The 15,482-nt window shown below is 68.5% G+C and carries 13 protein-coding genes; 6 read left to right on the top strand and 7 right to left on the bottom strand.

Annotated features, from left to right (window positions below):
• Window positions 1-2: 2 nt before the first annotated feature.
• The gene (locus ACIA49_RS36410) at window positions 3-440 is read right to left on the bottom strand and encodes a hypothetical protein (protein WP_396382828.1); all 438 of its coding nucleotides are present in this window, start codon (window positions 438-440) and stop codon (window positions 3-5) included.
• The gene (locus tag ACIA49_RS36405) at window positions 440-841 is read right to left on the bottom strand and encodes a YbaB/EbfC family nucleoid-associated protein (RefSeq protein ID WP_396382827.1); all 402 of its coding nucleotides are present in this window, start codon (window positions 839-841) and stop codon (window positions 440-442) included. The genes ACIA49_RS36410 and ACIA49_RS36405 overlap by 1 nt, the downstream gene beginning before the upstream one ends.
• A 163-nt stretch (window positions 842-1,004) precedes the next feature.
• On the opposite strand from ACIA49_RS36405, the gene ACIA49_RS36400 reads away from it, so the two are divergent.
• From ACIA49_RS36400 to ACIA49_RS36375, 6 genes are all read left to right on the top strand, one after another.
• A complete protein-coding gene (locus ACIA49_RS36400) occupies window positions 1,005-4,040 on the top strand; it encodes a BTAD domain-containing putative transcriptional regulator (protein WP_396382826.1) in 3,036 nt (1,011 codons plus the stop codon).
• Window positions 4,024-7,512 (top strand): BTAD domain-containing putative transcriptional regulator, encoded by a 3,489-nt coding sequence (locus ACIA49_RS36395; protein WP_396382825.1) that lies wholly within the window; start codon window positions 4,024-4,026, stop codon window positions 7,510-7,512. Before ACIA49_RS36400 ends, ACIA49_RS36395 begins: the two co-directional genes overlap by 17 nt.
• A 24-nt stretch (window positions 7,513-7,536) precedes the next feature.
• On the top strand, window positions 7,537-8,136 hold the full coding sequence (locus ACIA49_RS36390) for a response regulator transcription factor (protein WP_396382824.1): 600 nt from the start codon (window positions 7,537-7,539) through the stop codon (window positions 8,134-8,136).
• Window positions 8,137-8,299: 163 nt separating this feature from the next.
• On the top strand, window positions 8,300-9,004 hold the full coding sequence (locus ACIA49_RS36385; RefSeq protein WP_396382823.1) for a response regulator transcription factor: 705 nt from the start codon (window positions 8,300-8,302) through the stop codon (window positions 9,002-9,004).
• Entirely contained in the window at window positions 9,001-10,017 is a 1,017-nt protein-coding gene (locus ACIA49_RS36380; protein ID WP_396382822.1) for a hypothetical protein, read from the top strand. The genes ACIA49_RS36385 and ACIA49_RS36380 overlap by 4 nt, the downstream gene beginning before the upstream one ends.
• 35 nt (window positions 10,018-10,052) lie before the next feature.
• The gene (locus ACIA49_RS36375; RefSeq protein ID WP_396382821.1) at window positions 10,053-10,400 is read left to right on the top strand and encodes a TraR/DksA family transcriptional regulator; all 348 of its coding nucleotides are present in this window, start codon (window positions 10,053-10,055) and stop codon (window positions 10,398-10,400) included.
• Between the two features lie 3 nt (window positions 10,401-10,403).
• Here the strand turns inward: ACIA49_RS36375 and ACIA49_RS36370 are convergent, their stop codons facing one another.
• The 5 genes from ACIA49_RS36370 to atpA form a co-directional block, all read right to left on the bottom strand.
• Window positions 10,404-10,835 (bottom strand): DUF2550 domain-containing protein, encoded by a 432-nt coding sequence (locus tag ACIA49_RS36370; protein ID WP_396382820.1) that lies wholly within the window; start codon window positions 10,833-10,835, stop codon window positions 10,404-10,406.
• Window positions 10,836-10,963: 128 nt separating this feature from the next.
• Entirely contained in the window at window positions 10,964-11,368 is a 405-nt protein-coding gene (locus tag ACIA49_RS36365) for a F0F1 ATP synthase subunit epsilon (RefSeq protein ID WP_396382819.1), read from the bottom strand.
• Between the two features lie 4 nt (window positions 11,369-11,372).
• On the bottom strand, window positions 11,373-12,827 hold the full coding sequence (gene atpD, locus ACIA49_RS36360) for a F0F1 ATP synthase subunit beta (RefSeq protein WP_396382818.1): 1,455 nt from the start codon (window positions 12,825-12,827) through the stop codon (window positions 11,373-11,375).
• 5 nt (window positions 12,828-12,832) lie between these two features.
• Complete coding sequence (locus ACIA49_RS36355) at window positions 12,833-13,744, bottom strand: F0F1 ATP synthase subunit gamma (RefSeq protein WP_391547798.1); 912 nt, start codon at window positions 13,742-13,744, stop codon at window positions 12,833-12,835.
• 6 nt (window positions 13,745-13,750) lie between these two features.
• Window positions 13,751-15,388 (bottom strand): F0F1 ATP synthase subunit alpha, encoded by a 1,638-nt coding sequence (gene atpA, locus ACIA49_RS36350; RefSeq protein ID WP_396382817.1) that lies wholly within the window; start codon window positions 15,386-15,388, stop codon window positions 13,751-13,753.
• Between the last annotated feature and the right edge of the window lie 94 nt (window positions 15,389-15,482).

The following is a 15,482-nucleotide window of genomic DNA, read 5'->3' as shown; positions in this document are numbered from 1 at the left end:
GGTCAGGACTGTTCCTTGACCTCGAAGGCGTGCTGACCGATCGAGAGGTTGTTCTGCTCGACCTGCTCACAGAAGGCGGCGAACTGGACCAGGCTTTCGGCGAGCTGGCCGACGGCGGTGGACATCAGCGTGATCGCGTTGGCGTACGTCGTCCCGCCGTTGACGTAGCCGGGTTCGAAGTTCGTCCAGCTCTCGTCGGTCGAACCGTCGACGAGCGGCCGGTACTTCGTCAGGTCCATGCCGTGCGCGGCAGCGCTCTTGAAGGAGTGGCTGAGGTTGTCGAACGACCGGCTGGAGAGGCGCAGGCCGGTGCTGTAGACCGAGACCTCGTCGTGGCTGCCTCCGGACGCGCCCGAGCCGCCACCGGACGAACCTCCGCTGCCACCGGTGGCGCCGTTCCCGCCGCCGTTCTCGTTGCCACCACCGGGTTTCTTGGGCATCAGGCACCGTCCTCACGACTCGCCGCGCTCGGGGGTTCCCGCGACATCAGCGTGGTGATGTCGACCTCGCCCGCGAACAGCTTCTGGGCATCGACGCCGGGCGGCAGCGAGGGCGCCATCACGTCGGCGGCGGCCCGGGTCGCCTGTTGCTGCGCGTCGGCGATGGTCTTCAGTACGGCGCTCGCCAGCTCGATCGGCGTCATCCGCTTGTACGCGCCGTTCGGGAACTTGATCTCCTGGACGACACCGCCGTGTCCGGCCGTCACGACCACGGTCTGCCGCGGCGCGCTCGCCGTACAGGAGATCTCACGCAGCCTGCGCTGGGTCTCGTGCAGCGCGGCGAACTGCGCGCGGTACTGCTCCTCGAGGAACCCGATCTCGTCCGATTGCTGAGCCGCCATGGTCAGCGATGCTGCCACCGGACCACCGGGCCGGACCCGGGATCGGTCCCAAGCCTGCCCGAGCAGACATCGCGGCTGCCCGATTTCACCAACTCGCTCTCAACCAAAGCGCCGGACCGAAGCATCTTGGGCAGGACGACATCAGATCCACCGATGGGACAGGATGGCTGACGTGGAGACCGACCTGCGGATCCGGGTCCTCGGACCCGTCCGGGCCTGGCGCGGCGAGGACGAGCTGGAGCTTGGTTCGGCACACCGGCGCGCGGTGCTCGCCGTACTGGCGCTGTCCGCCGGGCACCCGGTGTCCCGCCACGAGCTGATCGACGCTGTCTGGGGCGAGGCGCCGCCGGCGAGTGCGAACGGCAGCATCTACACCTACGTTTCCGGCCTTCGCCGCATCATCGATCCCGAGCTGGCGCCGCGCTCCGGTGCTGGAGTGCTCGCGTCGACCGGGCCGGGCTACACACTGCGGCTCGGCCGCGATCACGTCGACGTCCACGAGTTCGACGTACGGCGGTCGTCCGCGGCGCAGCGCCGAGCGGCGGGCGACGTACCGGGAGCTTTGGCAGAGCTCGATGCAGCACTCGCGCTGTACAGAGGTGAGCCGCTCGCAGGTGTGCCCGGACCTTACGCACAGACCCAGCGGGTCCGCTTGACCGAGCTCCGGCTCACTGCCGTGGAGGACCGGGCGGAGCTCCTCTTAGAACTCAGCCGGTACGACGAACTGGTCGGCGAGCTGACCGTGCTCTGCCGCGAGCATCCGTTGCGTGAGAAGCTACCCGCGCTGTTGATGCGTGCCCTGCACGACAGCGGCCGGACCGCCGAGGCACTGGCGGTCTACGAGACGACGGCAGCGACCCTCGGGGAGCTCTCCGGCATCGACCCTGGTCCGGAGCTGCGCAGACTGCACGAGCAGCTGCTCCGCAGCCTCCCCACACCGATCCGTCGTCCGGAGCTGTTCGTCGGCAGGGAGGCCGAGCTGAAGCTGTTGCGTACGGCGGTGGACGGCGTACTCGCCGGACGTGGTGGCATGGTGTGGATCGAGGGTGCGCCAGGGATCGGCAAGACGTCGCTGCTCGCTGAGGCGCTGCACGACAACACTGCCAAGCTGCTCTGGGCAGCAGCCGACGAGGTGGACCGGGAGACCCCGACGCGGCTCCTCAACGCGACCGTGTCCGAGACCCTCACCCCAGAGCAGGCAGTAGCCAGTGTGACCCGGCTCTGCGCGCAGGGTCCGCTGATCGTTGTCGCTGACAACTTTCAGTGGGCGGACGAGTTGCCGGTCCGGGTCTGGCACCGACTCGGTGAGCTGACCGACCAACTCCCGCTCCTGCTCATCGCCGCCTGCCGACCCATGCAGGGCAAAGTCCACAGTGGCCTTGTCATCGGACTCGGACCGCTCACTGCGGACGACGCAGTCCTGCTGGCTGCGCGGCAACTGGGCGAGCCCCTGTCGATCCAGCACCGTCAAGCGGTCGGGGCGGGTGCCGGGCACCCGGGCTACCTTCGCGCGATCGCCACCGACCTTGCCGGGCCGGGAAAGGAGCGGTGTCCGTCCCGCGAGCTGACAGCCTGGCTCAACGATCAGCTGTCATCCCTGTCCGAACCCACTCGCGCCCTGTTGCAACGTGCCGCGCTGCTCGGAACGACCTTTAGCAAGGCGGAACTCGACGGACCGAACGCGGACCAGCTGATCGAAGAGGCGCAGCAGTTCGGTGTGCTCACAGCCAGCGGAGAGACTGTCTGCTTCCAACAGCCGGTAGTGCGGACCGCGTTGTACGAACACGCTCCACAGGCGATGCGCGTCGCACTGCACCACGAGTACGCCGAGAAGCTGGCCCGCTCCGGGGCGGACGCCGTACGGGTTGCAGAGCAGCTGGCCGCGGCGCTGCCGGCCGTGGCGCCCTGGGCCCAGGACTGGGTTCAGGTACACATCGGCACGGTGGCGGCCGAGCGGCCGGGGATCGCGATCGACCTGCTGCGCTCCGGCTCGGCGCGCCCCGACACTCAGCTGACCGCCATGCTGGCCAGGCTGCTGTTCTGGCAGGGCTGGGACCCGCGGCCCGAAGCGTCCGCCGTACTGGCGCGGACGAGTGAGCCTGATCTGTCCGCCGAGATGCGTTGGGTGCTCGCGTACGTGAACCACCGGCTCGGCCGCATCGAGGAAGCCTTGGAACAAGTCACCGAGGCACTGAACGACGAGCAGGTCCGCGAGCTGTGGCTGAGCCGGCACCAACGGCTGCTCGAGCGACTGGCCGACGAACCGCGGGCGTGGCACCTCACCCAGGCACTCGCTTGGGGCGACGTCCGACCGCGGTCCGGAGCCCCAGTCATTGCCGGCTTCCAGTTCCTCGACGACGAGACAGCTGCCGAGATCGGTACGCCGGACCTCCTCGACGCGGACGCGGTCTGGCGGATGGCGCCGTACCGGGCGATGCCTGGTGACCTGCACCGGCTGCTGTCCGGCCAGCACTACTGGGCCGGGAACTGGCGGGGCACAGTGGCCGAGGCGGAGGTGCTGCTCACCAGCGACGTCTCACGGCCGTCGTACCTGTCGCCGGACAGTGCTGGGTTCAGCCATGGCAGCGTCGCTCTCATAGATGCGCACCGTGGTGACTGGGACGCCGCTGCCGAGCACGAGCAGCTCGCGGCCGACACCTACGCCCGGTACGGCGACTCACACCAGGTGCTGCTGATGACGCAGTCGATGCGGGCGGAGTGGTCAGGGCAGCTGGAGCAGGCGACCGACCTGCTGTGGCCCGCCGTGAGCGGACTGACTCTGTGGTCACGGTGGCTGCCGCGTGTGATCGCTCTCGCCTTGTGGGGTGGCAGTACTGCTCAGGTCGAGCGGGTCCGAAACCTCCTTGTTTCACTGCCTTCTGAGCACCTGTCACCTGATCAGGAGGCAGTGCGCGAGTACTGCCTCGGCCTGATCGAGGCAGATGCAGACCGGGTACACGCGGCCGCCGTTCAGTTGCGCAATGCTGAAGGGCTCACGTTGCTGGCCAGCCACGCCGCTGCGGACCACGCGTGCCTCCTGTCCAAGCAGGGCCGAGCTGAGGAAGCAGACCGGGCGCTCGACGACGCCGTACGGCGGTATCGCACGATCGGTGCGGTCAGCGACATCTGGCGGCTCCGGACGCGGATGCAGGCGCTGACCAGTGCTGGATCGGAGTGCGGCCATGCCGACCAGCGGTGACGAGCTGAGTGTCAGTCTGCTGGGGCCGGTGTCCGCAGCACGAGGCGGCAGCGGTCTGAAGCTCGGGCCGACCCGTCAACGTGCAGTGTTCGCCTTGCTGGCCTTGAATGCCGGCGGTCTGGTGACGCAGGACGAGCTGGTGGCTGCCGTCTGGGGATCGCAGCCACCAGCGAGCGCAACGGGCAACCTGCATACGTACGTCTCCGGACTGCGGCAAGCACTCGGCCCGGAGCGTGAGCTGTTGGCCAGGAGGCCGAACGGCTACAGCCTGGGGATCAGGCCCGAGCGCGTCGACGCCCTCCGATTCGTGCAGCTGGTCAACCAGGCCCGGAGCGAGACCGACTGCACGCAGCGGGTCGCCGTACTGGGAGAGGCACTGCAGCTGTGGAACGGCGACGCGCTGTCCGGCGTACCGGGGCCCTATGCCGAGCAGGAGCGCATCAGGCTGAGTGAGCTGCGGCTGGCAGCTCACGAGTTGCGAGCTGAGGCGCTCCTCGAACTCGGTGCCGATGCGTGGCTTGCTGCTGAGCTTGGCGCACTGGCTCAGCAGTATCCGTTGCGTGAACGGTTCCGCGAGCTGCAGATGCTCGCGCTGGCCCGAGCTGGTCAGCATGCGGCCGCTCTGAAGGTCTTCCGGGACGCGCGGACTCAGCTGATCGAGGAGCTGGGCACCGAGCCAGGCCCCGAGCTCCAGCAGTTGCACGCGCGCATCCTCGCGCAGGACCCCGAGCTCAGCCGCTCAGCACCTCTGCGGGTCCTCCCCACCTGGGTCGCCCGCCGGCTGGAGCAGAAGGAGCAGGTCCTGTACGTCGGTAGGGACCGCGAACTGGGACAGTTACGCGAGCTGCTCGGCAATCTCCAAGCAGGCAAGGGAGGAGCGGCCTGGATCGAGGCGCTGGCGATCGGCAAGTCCGAACTGCTCTTCCAGGCACTCGCCGACGTGGACTGTCCGATCGGCTGGGCAGAGGCGGCAGCGGGGGCCGAGCCGTTGCAGCTGATCGTCGACTGTCTGGGAGGCCACGCCGCCACGACTGAGCAGCTGGTTGCGCGGGTGGAGGAGCTCTGCTCACAAGGGCCGCTGGTACTGGTGGCGGACAATCTGCAGGTGGCAGACGAGGCCAGCGTGCTGATGTGGCAGCGGCTGGTCATAGCGTCCCAGCACAACCCGTTGCTGCTGATCGCAGCCGCCCGGCCGGTACCGCGCACTGCAGAACTCGCGCGATTGCGTCGGACGATCGCCGCCGCGGGCGGTCTGGTGGCAGAGCTGCCACCGCTCGGCATCGAGGACCGGGTCGAGCTGGTACGGCGAATGCTCGGGGCCGAGCCGGGTCCCCGGCTACGGGAGGCTGTGGCGGCCACGAACGGAGATCCGCACGGCATCATCGAGTTCGTCCGGCTGGCAATCCGGACCGACACTCTGGACACCAGCACCGGTACGCCGGATCTGGTGGACGGTCATGTGGGGGCTACGGAGGCCGACGTACTGGAACTGACCGCGCGCCGGATCGGCGACTTCCTCTCGCCCGCGACGCGCGAGTTGCTGCAATGGATGGCCTTGCTCGGTCCCGAGTTCACGGTCACCGAGGCCGCCGCGGTCCTCGGACGCCAGCCGTCGGAGCTGGTCGAGGTCTTCGAGGAGGCCGTCGCCTCCACCGCGCTCATCGACAACAAGACCCACCTGAGCTTCCTGTATCCCCTGCTGGTGAAGGTCTTCCTCGATGACGTCCCGGTAGCAGAACGCGCCGGACGACACCGGCGCGTGGCTGAGGGACTGGCAGCAGTGGGGGCCTCAGCAGCACGAGTGGCCGAGCAGCTAGCGGCTGCTGGGACACCTGATGAGTGGGCGGTGCAGTGGCTGATCGACAACAGCACTGAGGTCGCCAATCGCGCACCTGTACTCGCCGCGGACCTGCTGTCGAAGGCGCTGGCGGTGCGGCCCGGCAACGAGACGCTGGCGGTGACTCTGGCGCGGGTACTCTTCCGCTTGGACCAGAAGCCGGTCGCCGAGGTGCAGGCTGCGCTGGACCTCGCCAAGGACCCGTCCAACATCGCTGAGTTGCAGCAGCTCCTCGCCGTACTGCGGTATCGCGCCGGTGACGCCGAAGGCGCCGCACAGGTCCTCGCGAGCAGTGTGGACGATCCCGACGTACCGGAGGAGTGGCGGCAACGGCACCGCTACGTACTGGCGAACTTCACCAGTGGGCGCCTCGACGATCTCGACGCTGCCGAGGCGATTGCGCAGCAGGCGCTGGCCGCGGGTGGTGGGCGCTACCTGACCGCACACGCCCGGCAGACGCTGTGGCGGATCGCCTGTATCCGGCGCGATCACGCAACGGCACTGCGCGAGATCGACGCGGCGATCGCCGTCGTCGGCGACGCCGACCACCTCGTCGAGCTACGGCTGGACCTGCTGGACAACCGCCTGTTCACCCTGCAGAACCTGGACCGGATGGCCGCGGCCGACGACACCTTGAGCAGCGCCCGGAAGCTCGCAACCGCCCGTTCGATCGGCAACGAGCTCCAGCTTCCCGCCGCTGTGCACTACTACTGGACCGGCCGGTGGACCGAGGCTCTCGCCGAGCTCGATGCCCTCTTCGAGAAGACCACGGCGATCACCCTGCCCGGCCGGCGCGAGGCCCCGGCGGCGATGCTCCTCCTGCACGGCGTCGCGGCGTACATCACCGGGCGGCGTGGCGACCGGCTGCGCGTCGCAGGCATCCTCGACGCGATCGGCGACCAGGTACCGGCCACCGATGAGGAGCGGGAGAACGTCGACTTCCTGCTGGTCGCGCGAGCGCAGATGCACGAGCAGAGGGGTGCAGGTGCGCGAGCGCTCTCCGTACTGCAGCCGTTGCTCGACCCGGCCTACGCACCTCTGATGCTGCGGCACCAGTGGCTGCCGATGGTCGTCAGGCTCGCTCTCGACGTGGGCGCGGCCGACGACGTACGGCGTGCTCTGGTGCTCTGCGCGGCGGAGGCGGCGCGGGAGCAGCCGGCAGCACGGGCCGCCGCGGCGTACCAGTGGTGCCAGGGACTCGCAGGCCAGGACCCGGTCCCTGTCCTCGCTGCCGCCGAGCACTACCGCCAGTGTGGTCGGGTCGTCGAACACGCCACCGCACTGGAGGATGCCGCCGTACTGCTTGCACACAACGGTGATCGCGAGGCAGCCCGGCAAGCATTCGCCGAGTGCACCAGCCGGTACGTCGACCTGTCGGCGAACTGGGATCTCGAACGCGCCATGCGCCGGCTGGCCGGGTACGGCGTCTACCGCGACCCGTTGACACCGCGGCGGACGCTCTCCGCGCTGGAGGCCGACATCGCGCGCCGGGTGGCGGCCGGCCACTCCAACCTCGCGATCGCCGAGCAGCTCGGGATGCCGCACCGGACCGTGCAGGCCCACGTCGCCCGGCTGCTCGGCAAGCTCGGGACGACCTCGCGCGAACAGGTCGCGGATCGCCTAGAGAGTTCATGAAGCGGACCCGCGAATGATGCAGGTATGCAGCCGATCCGGGTCTCCGTCTACGCGACCGACCCCTTCACGCTGACCGGCGTCAAGGTGGTGCTGCGGCCGCTGCCGCAGATCGCCGTGGTGAACACCGCCGACGGCGTACCGGTCGATGTCGTGATCGTCGCGGTCGAGCGGCTGGCCGGTGAGGCACTGCAGTTGCTGCGCGCGGCGGCGGACACTGTTCGGGCGCCGATCGTGCTGATCGTCGGCGAGATCGACGAGGCACAACTGCTGCCGGCGCTGACGTGCCGGGTCGCCGCGATCGTGTCCCGGGAGGCGGCCGACGAGGACGAGCTGCTCCGCGCCGTCATCGCGGCGGCGAGCGCCAAGAGCGATCCGGTGGATCAGATCCAGCGGCTGCAGCGTGAGGTGCGCGACCGCCACGGCGACAGCGCGTCCGGACTGTCGATCCGTGAGGTCGACGTCCTCCGGCTGATGGCCGACGGCCTGGACACGCAGCAGATCGGCCACGAGCTCGGGTACTCCGAGCGCACGATCAAGAACATCATCTACGCCTTCACGACCCGCATCCGGCTGCGCAACCGCGCGCACGCCGTCTCCTACGCCCTGCGGACGGGAGTCATCTAGTGCCTCCTCAAGGAGCGTTGGTGCCTTTAGCGGTGGTCCAGTCGTTCGCTGGCAAGGCGGAGGAGGAGAGCGATGCGGAGCATCTCGCGACGACGACAACGCCGCCAGCGGGCGTCTGGGGCGCCGATAAAGGTGCCGAACGTTTCTTGAGGAGGCACTAATCATGGACTCGTTTTTGGACCGGCGGCGGTCGTCGATGACGACGACGGTCGCGGTGCACGCCTCCGATCCGGTCTCCGCCCGCGGAGCCGACGATCTGCTGCGCGCCGACAACCGGCTGACCGTTCTCACCGAGGACGGCCCCGAGCGGGCTGCCGTACTGGTGGTGATCGGGGAGTCGATCACCGACCGCGCACTCGCCTTCGTGAGCAAGGCCCGGGCCGCCTCCCGCCTCGAACTGCCACCGCGCTGTGTCGTCGTCGGCGACCAGTTCCGGCTCGACGGACTCTCGGTCCTGCAGTACGGCGTCGCCGCCGTACTGCAGCGGAACCGGACCAGTGGCGAGAAGCTGGTGCAGACGGTGCTCGGGGTCGGACGGGGTGAGGCCTACCTGCCCAGGCGGCTCCAGGGGAACCTGCTGGCGCAGTTCGAGCGGGTACAGCGCGATGTGCTGGAGCCCAACGGGCTGACGATGTCCGGGCTGTCCGCTCGAGAGCGTGACATCCTGCGGCTGCTGGCCGAGGGCGACAGCACGGAGGAGATCGCGGCCAAGCTCGAGTACTCCGAGCGCACGGTGAAGAACGTGCTCCAGCAGCTGATGCGGCGGCATCGGCTCAACAACCGCGCACACGCGGTCGCCTTCGCTTGGCGCACCGGAGTGATCTCGGACGTCGACAACGGCTTCCAGGTCACCGAGGAGGCCGGATGAGCACGGCGATCATGTCCCAACCGATCAGCTGGCAGGACCTGGCCGGCGTCTCGACCGAGCCCACCGTGCCGCTGACACCGCGCTACACCCTGCACCGGGCTCCGGACACCAGGTCGGTGCGCCTGGCCCGCGCCCAGCTCACGACGCTGTTCGACGCCCTAGACGTCCGTGGGTTCGTGCTCGAACCGGCCGCGGTGTCGGACGACAGTGGCTGGTACCTCTGTGTCGACGACGGCACGGGAACACAGCACTGGGTTCACAGCAGTGGGCTGCCGTGGATCCGCGACCAGAGCTTCACTGAGATCGCACTGTTCTCGGGGCTCTCCCTCGGTGGCTCCCCCAAGCTCTCCGTGCAGGGACCGGCCGTCACCCGGTTGTCGACGTACGAGACCACCATCAGCGCCGCGACCGCGGGGCTGGCCGGAGCGTTCCGCCGTACGTCGAAACTCAGGCAACCCGTGCTCCACTGGGACCTGCCGCCGCTGCACTACCTGCTGTCCCAGCTCGACGACCGCGGCCGGCCACGGCTCGACAACCACGAGTGGGCCCAGTGGCAGACCGTCGTCCACGAGCGAGCAGCGATGGTACGGCGTCTCCTCTACGAACGCAGCCGGTCTGTCGGGCTGAACGCCCAGTTCATCCGCGCCCTGACCGGCCTGGCCGACACCGCCCACGGACGCACTCCTGGTCGCACCCCGACCGATGCGCTGAAGATCCTGGCCCGTGAAGACGCCGCGTGGGCAGCCACCGCCTCGGTGCGCACAGTCAGCACCTACCCCGAGTTGGTGCACCTGGCCTACTCAGTGGAGTCGCTGCGCGCCGGGAGCCCCGACCTGCACGGCCACCCGCACCGCCTGGCCCTCATGGTCGAAGACCCCGCAGAAGAACGCATCCTCACCGAAGCCCGCGCCATCGCCCACGACGCCGGCCTCACCTTCGCCGCCGTAGGCCTCTACCCCCTCCCCCGCCTCCTGCCCAGCACAGGCACCAGCCTGTACACCTGCGCCTTCTAGATCGCGGGTGTTGAGCTGGGTGAGAGGCTGGACGGGTGACAGCTGACCTGACCGAAGTCCGCGGGCTCCTCGTGGCGGACCGCGAGCGTACCCGCGAGCTGATCGGGTCGCTGACGCACAACGTCAGCACGATCGTCGAGGCCAGTCGCCTCACGGCCACTGACGACGAGCATGATCCTGAGGGTGCCACCATCGCCTTCGAGCGCTCTCAGACCAGCTCACTGCTCGCCTCCGCCGCTGCGCACCTGGTTGATGTGGAGGCGGCTCTAGAGCGGCTGGATGCCGGTACCTACGGGCGGTGCGAACGCTGCGGCGCGTCGATCTCCCCGGAGCGGCTGCTCGCACGCCCGGCGGCGCGCACCTGCATCAGGTGCGCCAGCTAGGGGTCAGAGGTAGGTCTGGGTGCTGGGGGGTGCCGATTCCATCCAGGCGAGGACGCCGGTGAGGGCTTCTTCGGTCATCGCGAAGTGGACGGTGCGGTCACGGAGCTCGGCGTCGACGATGACGTGACCGGCGTACGTGACGAGGGGCTCGTTGCCCATCGGGCGGCGGGTCTTGATGCCTTCGAGCTGGCGGCGGTTGACGGTGAGCTTGGGCCACCAGGCGAGGCTGAAGACGCGGAACCACTGCAGGTCGTCACCGACGTACCGGGCCAGGCCGAGGGCCCAGCCGCGGCCGTGGTCCTTCTCGGCCAACTGCAGGCTGCAATCGAACGTGCCGCCCTCCCTGGTCAACCAGCGACGGCGGCACGCGAAAGCGATGACGAACAGTACGGCGGCAGCCAAACAGACCCCGACGACATCGAGGACTGTTCCCATACCCTGCCGACCCCATTTCCGGTGCCCGTGCGTCCCGGCACCGCCGGAGAACCCGTACTGTCAGTGACGTTCTTCGATTATGACAGGTGGGGTGGAGCCGTGATCGGCCCCACCCCACCCGCGGAACTTCAGGATGCTGTTTCGGCAGCCCGGACCCGGGCCTCCGCGGCCCGGACCTCGTCGGCGTCGGCCTCGCTGGCGGTACCGGTCGCGAGCGCCTGCTCGAGCTCGCGACGAGCGTCCTCCAGGTCGATGTCGTGACCCAGCTCGGCGTTCTCGGCCAGGATCGAGACCCGGTCGTTCGCCACCGAGATGAAGCCGTCCGGGGCGGCCGCGACGAGGAACTCCCCGTCGACGGTCCGCACCTGGACGGTGCCACCCTGCAGCAGACCCAGCAACGGGGCGTGCCCCGGGAGGATGCCGACGTCGCCGTCGGTGGTGCGGGCGATGACGATCGTCGCCTGCCCCTCCCAGACCACCCGCTCGGCTGCGACCAGCGCAACCTCGAGGTGCTTGCCGGTGTCGTCGGCCATCAGGTCAGAGCTCCTTCTGGAGCTCGGCCCAACGCCGCTCGACGTCGTCGAGCGAACCGACGTTGAAGAAGGCCTGCTCGGCGATGTGGTCGCACTCGCCGTCCGCGATCTTCTTGAACGACTCGATGGTGTCCTTCAGCGGCACCGTCGAACCCGGCGTGTTGGTGAACTTCTCCGCCATGTAGGTGTTCTGCGAGAGGAACTGCTCGATCCGGCGCGCCCGCGCGACGGTGATCTTGTCCTCTTCGGAGAGCTCGTCGACACCGAGGATGGCGATGATGTCCTGCAGTTCCTTGTTCTTCTGCAGGATCTGCTTCACCCGGACGGCCACGTCGTAGTGCTCCTGGCCGATGTACTGCGGGTCGAGGATCCGCGACGTGGAGGTCAGCGGGTCGACGGCCGGGTACAGACCACGCGACGCGATCACTCGCGACAGCTCGGTGGTCGCGTCCAGGTGCGCGAACGTGGTGGCCGGCGCCGGGTCGGTGTAGTCGTCGGCGGGCACGTAGATCGCCTGCATCGAGGTGATCGAGTGACCACGCGTCGAGGTGATCCGCTCCTGCAGAACGCCCATCTCGTCGGCCAGGTTCGGCTGGTAACCAACGGCCGACGGCATCCGGCCGAGCAGCGTGGAGACCTCGGAACCGGCCTGCGTGAAGCGGAAGATGTTGTCGATGAAGAGCAGCACGTCCTGCTCCTTCACGTCGCGGAAGTACTCCGCCATCGTGAGGGCCGACAGCGCGACGCGAAGACGCGTGCCCGGCGGCTCGTCCATCTGGCCGAAGACGAGCGCGGTGTCCTTGAACACGCCCGCGTCTTCCATCTCGTGGATCAGGTCGTTGCCCTCACGGGTCCGCTCACCGACACCCGCGAAGACCGACGTACCACCGAAGTTGTGGGCGATCCGGTAGATCATCTCCTGGATCATGACGGTCTTGCCGACACCCGCACCGCCGAACAGGCCGATCTTGCCGCCCTGGACGTACGGGGTGAGCAGGTCGAGCACCTTGATACCGGTCTCGAGCATCTCGGTCTTCGACTCGAGCTGGTCGAAGGCCGGCGCCTTGCGGTGGATCGGCCAGCGCTCGGTGATCTCGAACTCGGACTCGTCCTGGTTCAGGCACTTGCCGGTCACGGACCACACCCGGCCCTTGGTGACGTCGCCGACCGGGACGGAGATCGCGGCACCGGTGTCGCGCACCTCGGCGCCCCGGACCAGACCGTCGGTGGGCTTCATCGAGATCGCCCGGACGATGTTGTCGCCGACGTGCAGCGCAACCTCGAGGGTGATCGTCGTGGTGACCTCGGCCAGCGTGATGTCCACCTCGAGGGCGTTGTACATCTCCGGCATCGCGTCCGCGGGGAACTCGATGTCGACGACCGGGCCGATGACCCGGGCAACCCGGCCCACGGCACCGGCCGTGCCGTTGTTGTCTTTCTCGGTAACCGTCGCTGTCATCTCTCTCACTCGCTCCCGGCGTTGGCGTCAGCCAGCGCGTTGGCGCCACCGACGATCTCGCTGATTTCCTGGGTAATGGCCGACTGCCGCACCTGGTTGTACTCGCGGGTCAGTCGTTCGATCAGATCCTGCGCGTTGTCGGTGGCCGACTTCATCGCGCGCTGCCGGCTGGCCAGCTCGGAGGCCGCCGCCTGCAGCATGCAGTAGTGGATCCGGCTGGCGACGTACTTGGGCAGCAACCCGTCGAGCACGTCCTCGGCGGACGGCTCGAACTCGTACAGCGGCAGTACGTCGTCCGCGGCCGGAGCCTCTTCGCCCTCGACGACCTCCAGCGGCAGCAACCGGATGACGTCCGGCTTCTGCGTCAGCATCGACACGAACCGGGTGAAGACGATGTGGATCTCGTCCACGCCGCCCTCCTCGGTCGGGGTCAGGAAGGACTCGATCAGGGCGTCGGCGATCTCCCGGGCGCGGGCGAACGACGGCGCGTCGGAATCGCCGCTCCACGACTGCGCGACCTCGCGCTGCCGGAAGGTGAAGTACGCGATCCCCTTGCGGCCGCTGAGGTACGGCACGATCTCTTTGTCGTCCTCGCGGAGCATCTGGTTCAGCCGCTCGCCCTCGCGGATGACCGAGGACGAGTAGGCGCCGGCCTGGCCGCGGTCCGAGGTGATCAACAGCACCGCGGCACGCTTCGGGTTCGGCTTCTCCGTGGTCAGCGGGTGGTCGACGTTCGAGAACGTGGCCACCGCCGACACGGCACGGGTGAGCTCACGCGCGTACGGACCGGCCGCCTGGGCGCGTTGCTGCGCCTTGACGATCCGGGACGCCGCGATGAGCTCCATCGCACGGGTGAGCTTCTTGATCGTCGTGACCGAGTCACGACGATCCTTCAGCTCGCGTTGGGTTGCCGGCATGGACGATCAGCCCCGCTTCTGCCGGACGATCTGCTCCTGCTCGACGTCCTCTTCGGCCATCGCCTCGGTCTCCTCGCGACCCACGAGCAGCTGCCCGTCGGAGGTCTGGAAGGTCGGCTTGAACGCGGCCAGCGCGTCGGTGACGGCCTGCTGGGCGTCGTCCTCGAAGAGGTTCGACTCACGGATGCCGTCGAGCACCTTGCTGTCGCGCCGCAGGTACTCGAGGAACTCGCGCTCGAAGCGGAGCACGTCGGCGACCGGTACGTCGTCGAACTTGCCCGTGGTACCGGCCCAGATCGAGACGACCTGGTCCTCGACCGCGTACGGAGAGTACTGCGGCTGCCGGAGCAGCTCGACCAGCCGCTGGCCACGGTCCAGCTGACGGCGCGAGGTGGCGTCGAGGTCGGAGGCGAACATCGCGAACGCCTCCATCGCGCGGAACTGTGCGAGGTCCAGCTTCAGCGTTCCGGAAACCTTCTTCATCGCCTTGACCTGCGCGGCGCCGCCGACTCGAGACACCGAGATACCGACGTCGATGGCCGGGCGGATGTTGGCGTTGAACAGGTCCGACTGCAGGAAGATCTGGCCGTCGGTGATCGAGATGACGTTGGTCGGGATGAAGGCCGAGACGTCGTTGGCCTTGGTCTCGATGACCGGCAGGCCCGTCATCGACCCCGCGCCGAGCTCGTCGCTCAGCTTCGCACAGCGCTCGAGCAGCCGGCTGTGCAGGTAGAAGACGTCACCCGGGTAGGCCTCACGGCCCGGCGGGCGGCGCAGCAGCAGCGACATCGAGCGGTAGGCCTCGGCCTGCTTGCTCAGGTCGTCGAACACGATCAGGACGTGCTTGCCCTGGTACATCCAGTGCTGGCCGATGGCCGAGCCGGTGTAGGGAGCGACGTACTTGTAGCCGGCCGGGTCGGACGCCGGGGAGGCGACGATGGTGGTGTACTCCATCGCGCCGGCCTCTTCGAGCGCGCCGCGCACGGAGGCGATCGTCGAGCCCTTCTGGCCGATGGCGACGTAGATGCAGCGAACCTGCTTCTTCGGGTCGCCGGACTCCCAGTTGGCCTTCTGGTTGATGATCGTGTCGACCGCGATCGCCGTCTTACCGGTCTTGCGGTCGCCGATGATCAGCTGGCGCTGGCCACGGCCGACGGGGATCATGCCGTCGATCGCCTTGATGCCGGTCTGCAGCGGCTCGCGGACCTCCTGGCGGTCCATCACGCCGGCGGCCTGGAGCTCCAGGGCCCGGGTGCCGTCGATGCCGTCGATCTCGCCGAGGCCGTCGATCGGGGCGCCCAGCGGGTCGACGACACGACCGAGGTAGCCGTCGCCGACCGGCACGGACAGGACCTGACCGGTACGACGGACCTGCTGGCCCTCCTCGATACCGCCGAACTCACCGAGTACGGCGACACCGATGTCGCGGACATCGAGGTTCAGCGCGATGCCCTTGGTGCCGTCCTCGAACTCGAGCAGCTCGTTGGTCATCGCCGAGGGCAGGCCCTCGACGTGCGCGATGCCGTCACCGGCGTCGATAACAGTGCCGACCTCTTCGCGGGCCGCTTCGGCCGGCTGGTAGTCGGTGACGAACCGATCCAGGGCGTCCCGGATCTCCTCCGGCCTGATCGTGAGCTCAGCCATTTCGTGTTTCCTGCTTCCTTGACCCTTGCTGGCCTGTTGTGGCTCTAAGAGGTTTGCCGCCCTTAGCGCCGCTGTTGTGTCGTTAAGGGGGGCG

Origin of the sequence: Kribbella sp. NPDC051587, assembly GCF_044453945.1 — a bacterium.
Classification (GTDB): domain Bacteria; phylum Actinomycetota; class Actinomycetes; order Propionibacteriales; family Kribbellaceae; genus Kribbella.
The sequence above is the reverse complement of the archived record's forward strand: the minus strand, read 5'-3'. Positions and strand labels throughout refer to the sequence as shown.

Excerpts from the sequence above, each read along its gene's own strand:
- ACIA49_RS36410 (WP_396382828.1), bottom strand. The coding sequence starts at position 440 with ATGCCCAAGAAACCCGGTGGTGGCAACGAGAACGGCGGCGGGAACGGC.
- ACIA49_RS36390 (WP_396382824.1), top strand. The coding sequence starts at position 7,537 with ATGCAGCCGATCCGGGTCTCCGTCTACGCGACCGACCCCTTCACGCTG.
- ACIA49_RS36385 (WP_396382823.1), top strand. The coding sequence starts at position 8,300 with ATGGACTCGTTTTTGGACCGGCGGCGGTCGTCGATGACGACGACGGTC.
- ACIA49_RS36365 (WP_396382819.1), bottom strand. The coding sequence starts at position 11,368 with ATGGCCGACGACACCGGCAAGCACCTCGAGGTTGCGCTGGTCGCAGCC.
- ACIA49_RS36400 (WP_396382826.1), top strand. The coding sequence starts at position 1,005 with ATGGCTGACGTGGAGACCGACCTGCGGATCCGGGTCCTCGGACCCGTC.
- ACIA49_RS36395 (WP_396382825.1), top strand. The coding sequence starts at position 4,024 with ATGCCGACCAGCGGTGACGAGCTGAGTGTCAGTCTGCTGGGGCCGGTG.
- ACIA49_RS36370 (WP_396382820.1), bottom strand. The coding sequence starts at position 10,835 with ATGGGAACAGTCCTCGATGTCGTCGGGGTCTGTTTGGCTGCCGCCGTA.
- atpA (WP_396382817.1), bottom strand. The coding sequence starts at position 15,388 with ATGGCTGAGCTCACGATCAGGCCGGAGGAGATCCGGGACGCCCTGGAT.
- ACIA49_RS36405 (WP_396382827.1), bottom strand. The coding sequence starts at position 841 with ATGGCGGCTCAGCAATCGGACGAGATCGGGTTCCTCGAGGAGCAGTAC.
- atpD (WP_396382818.1), bottom strand. The coding sequence starts at position 12,827 with ATGACAGCGACGGTTACCGAGAAAGACAACAACGGCACGGCCGGTGCC.
- ACIA49_RS36380 (WP_396382822.1), top strand. The coding sequence starts at position 9,001 with ATGAGCACGGCGATCATGTCCCAACCGATCAGCTGGCAGGACCTGGCC.
- ACIA49_RS36355 (WP_391547798.1), bottom strand. The coding sequence starts at position 13,744 with ATGCCGGCAACCCAACGCGAGCTGAAGGATCGTCGTGACTCGGTCACG.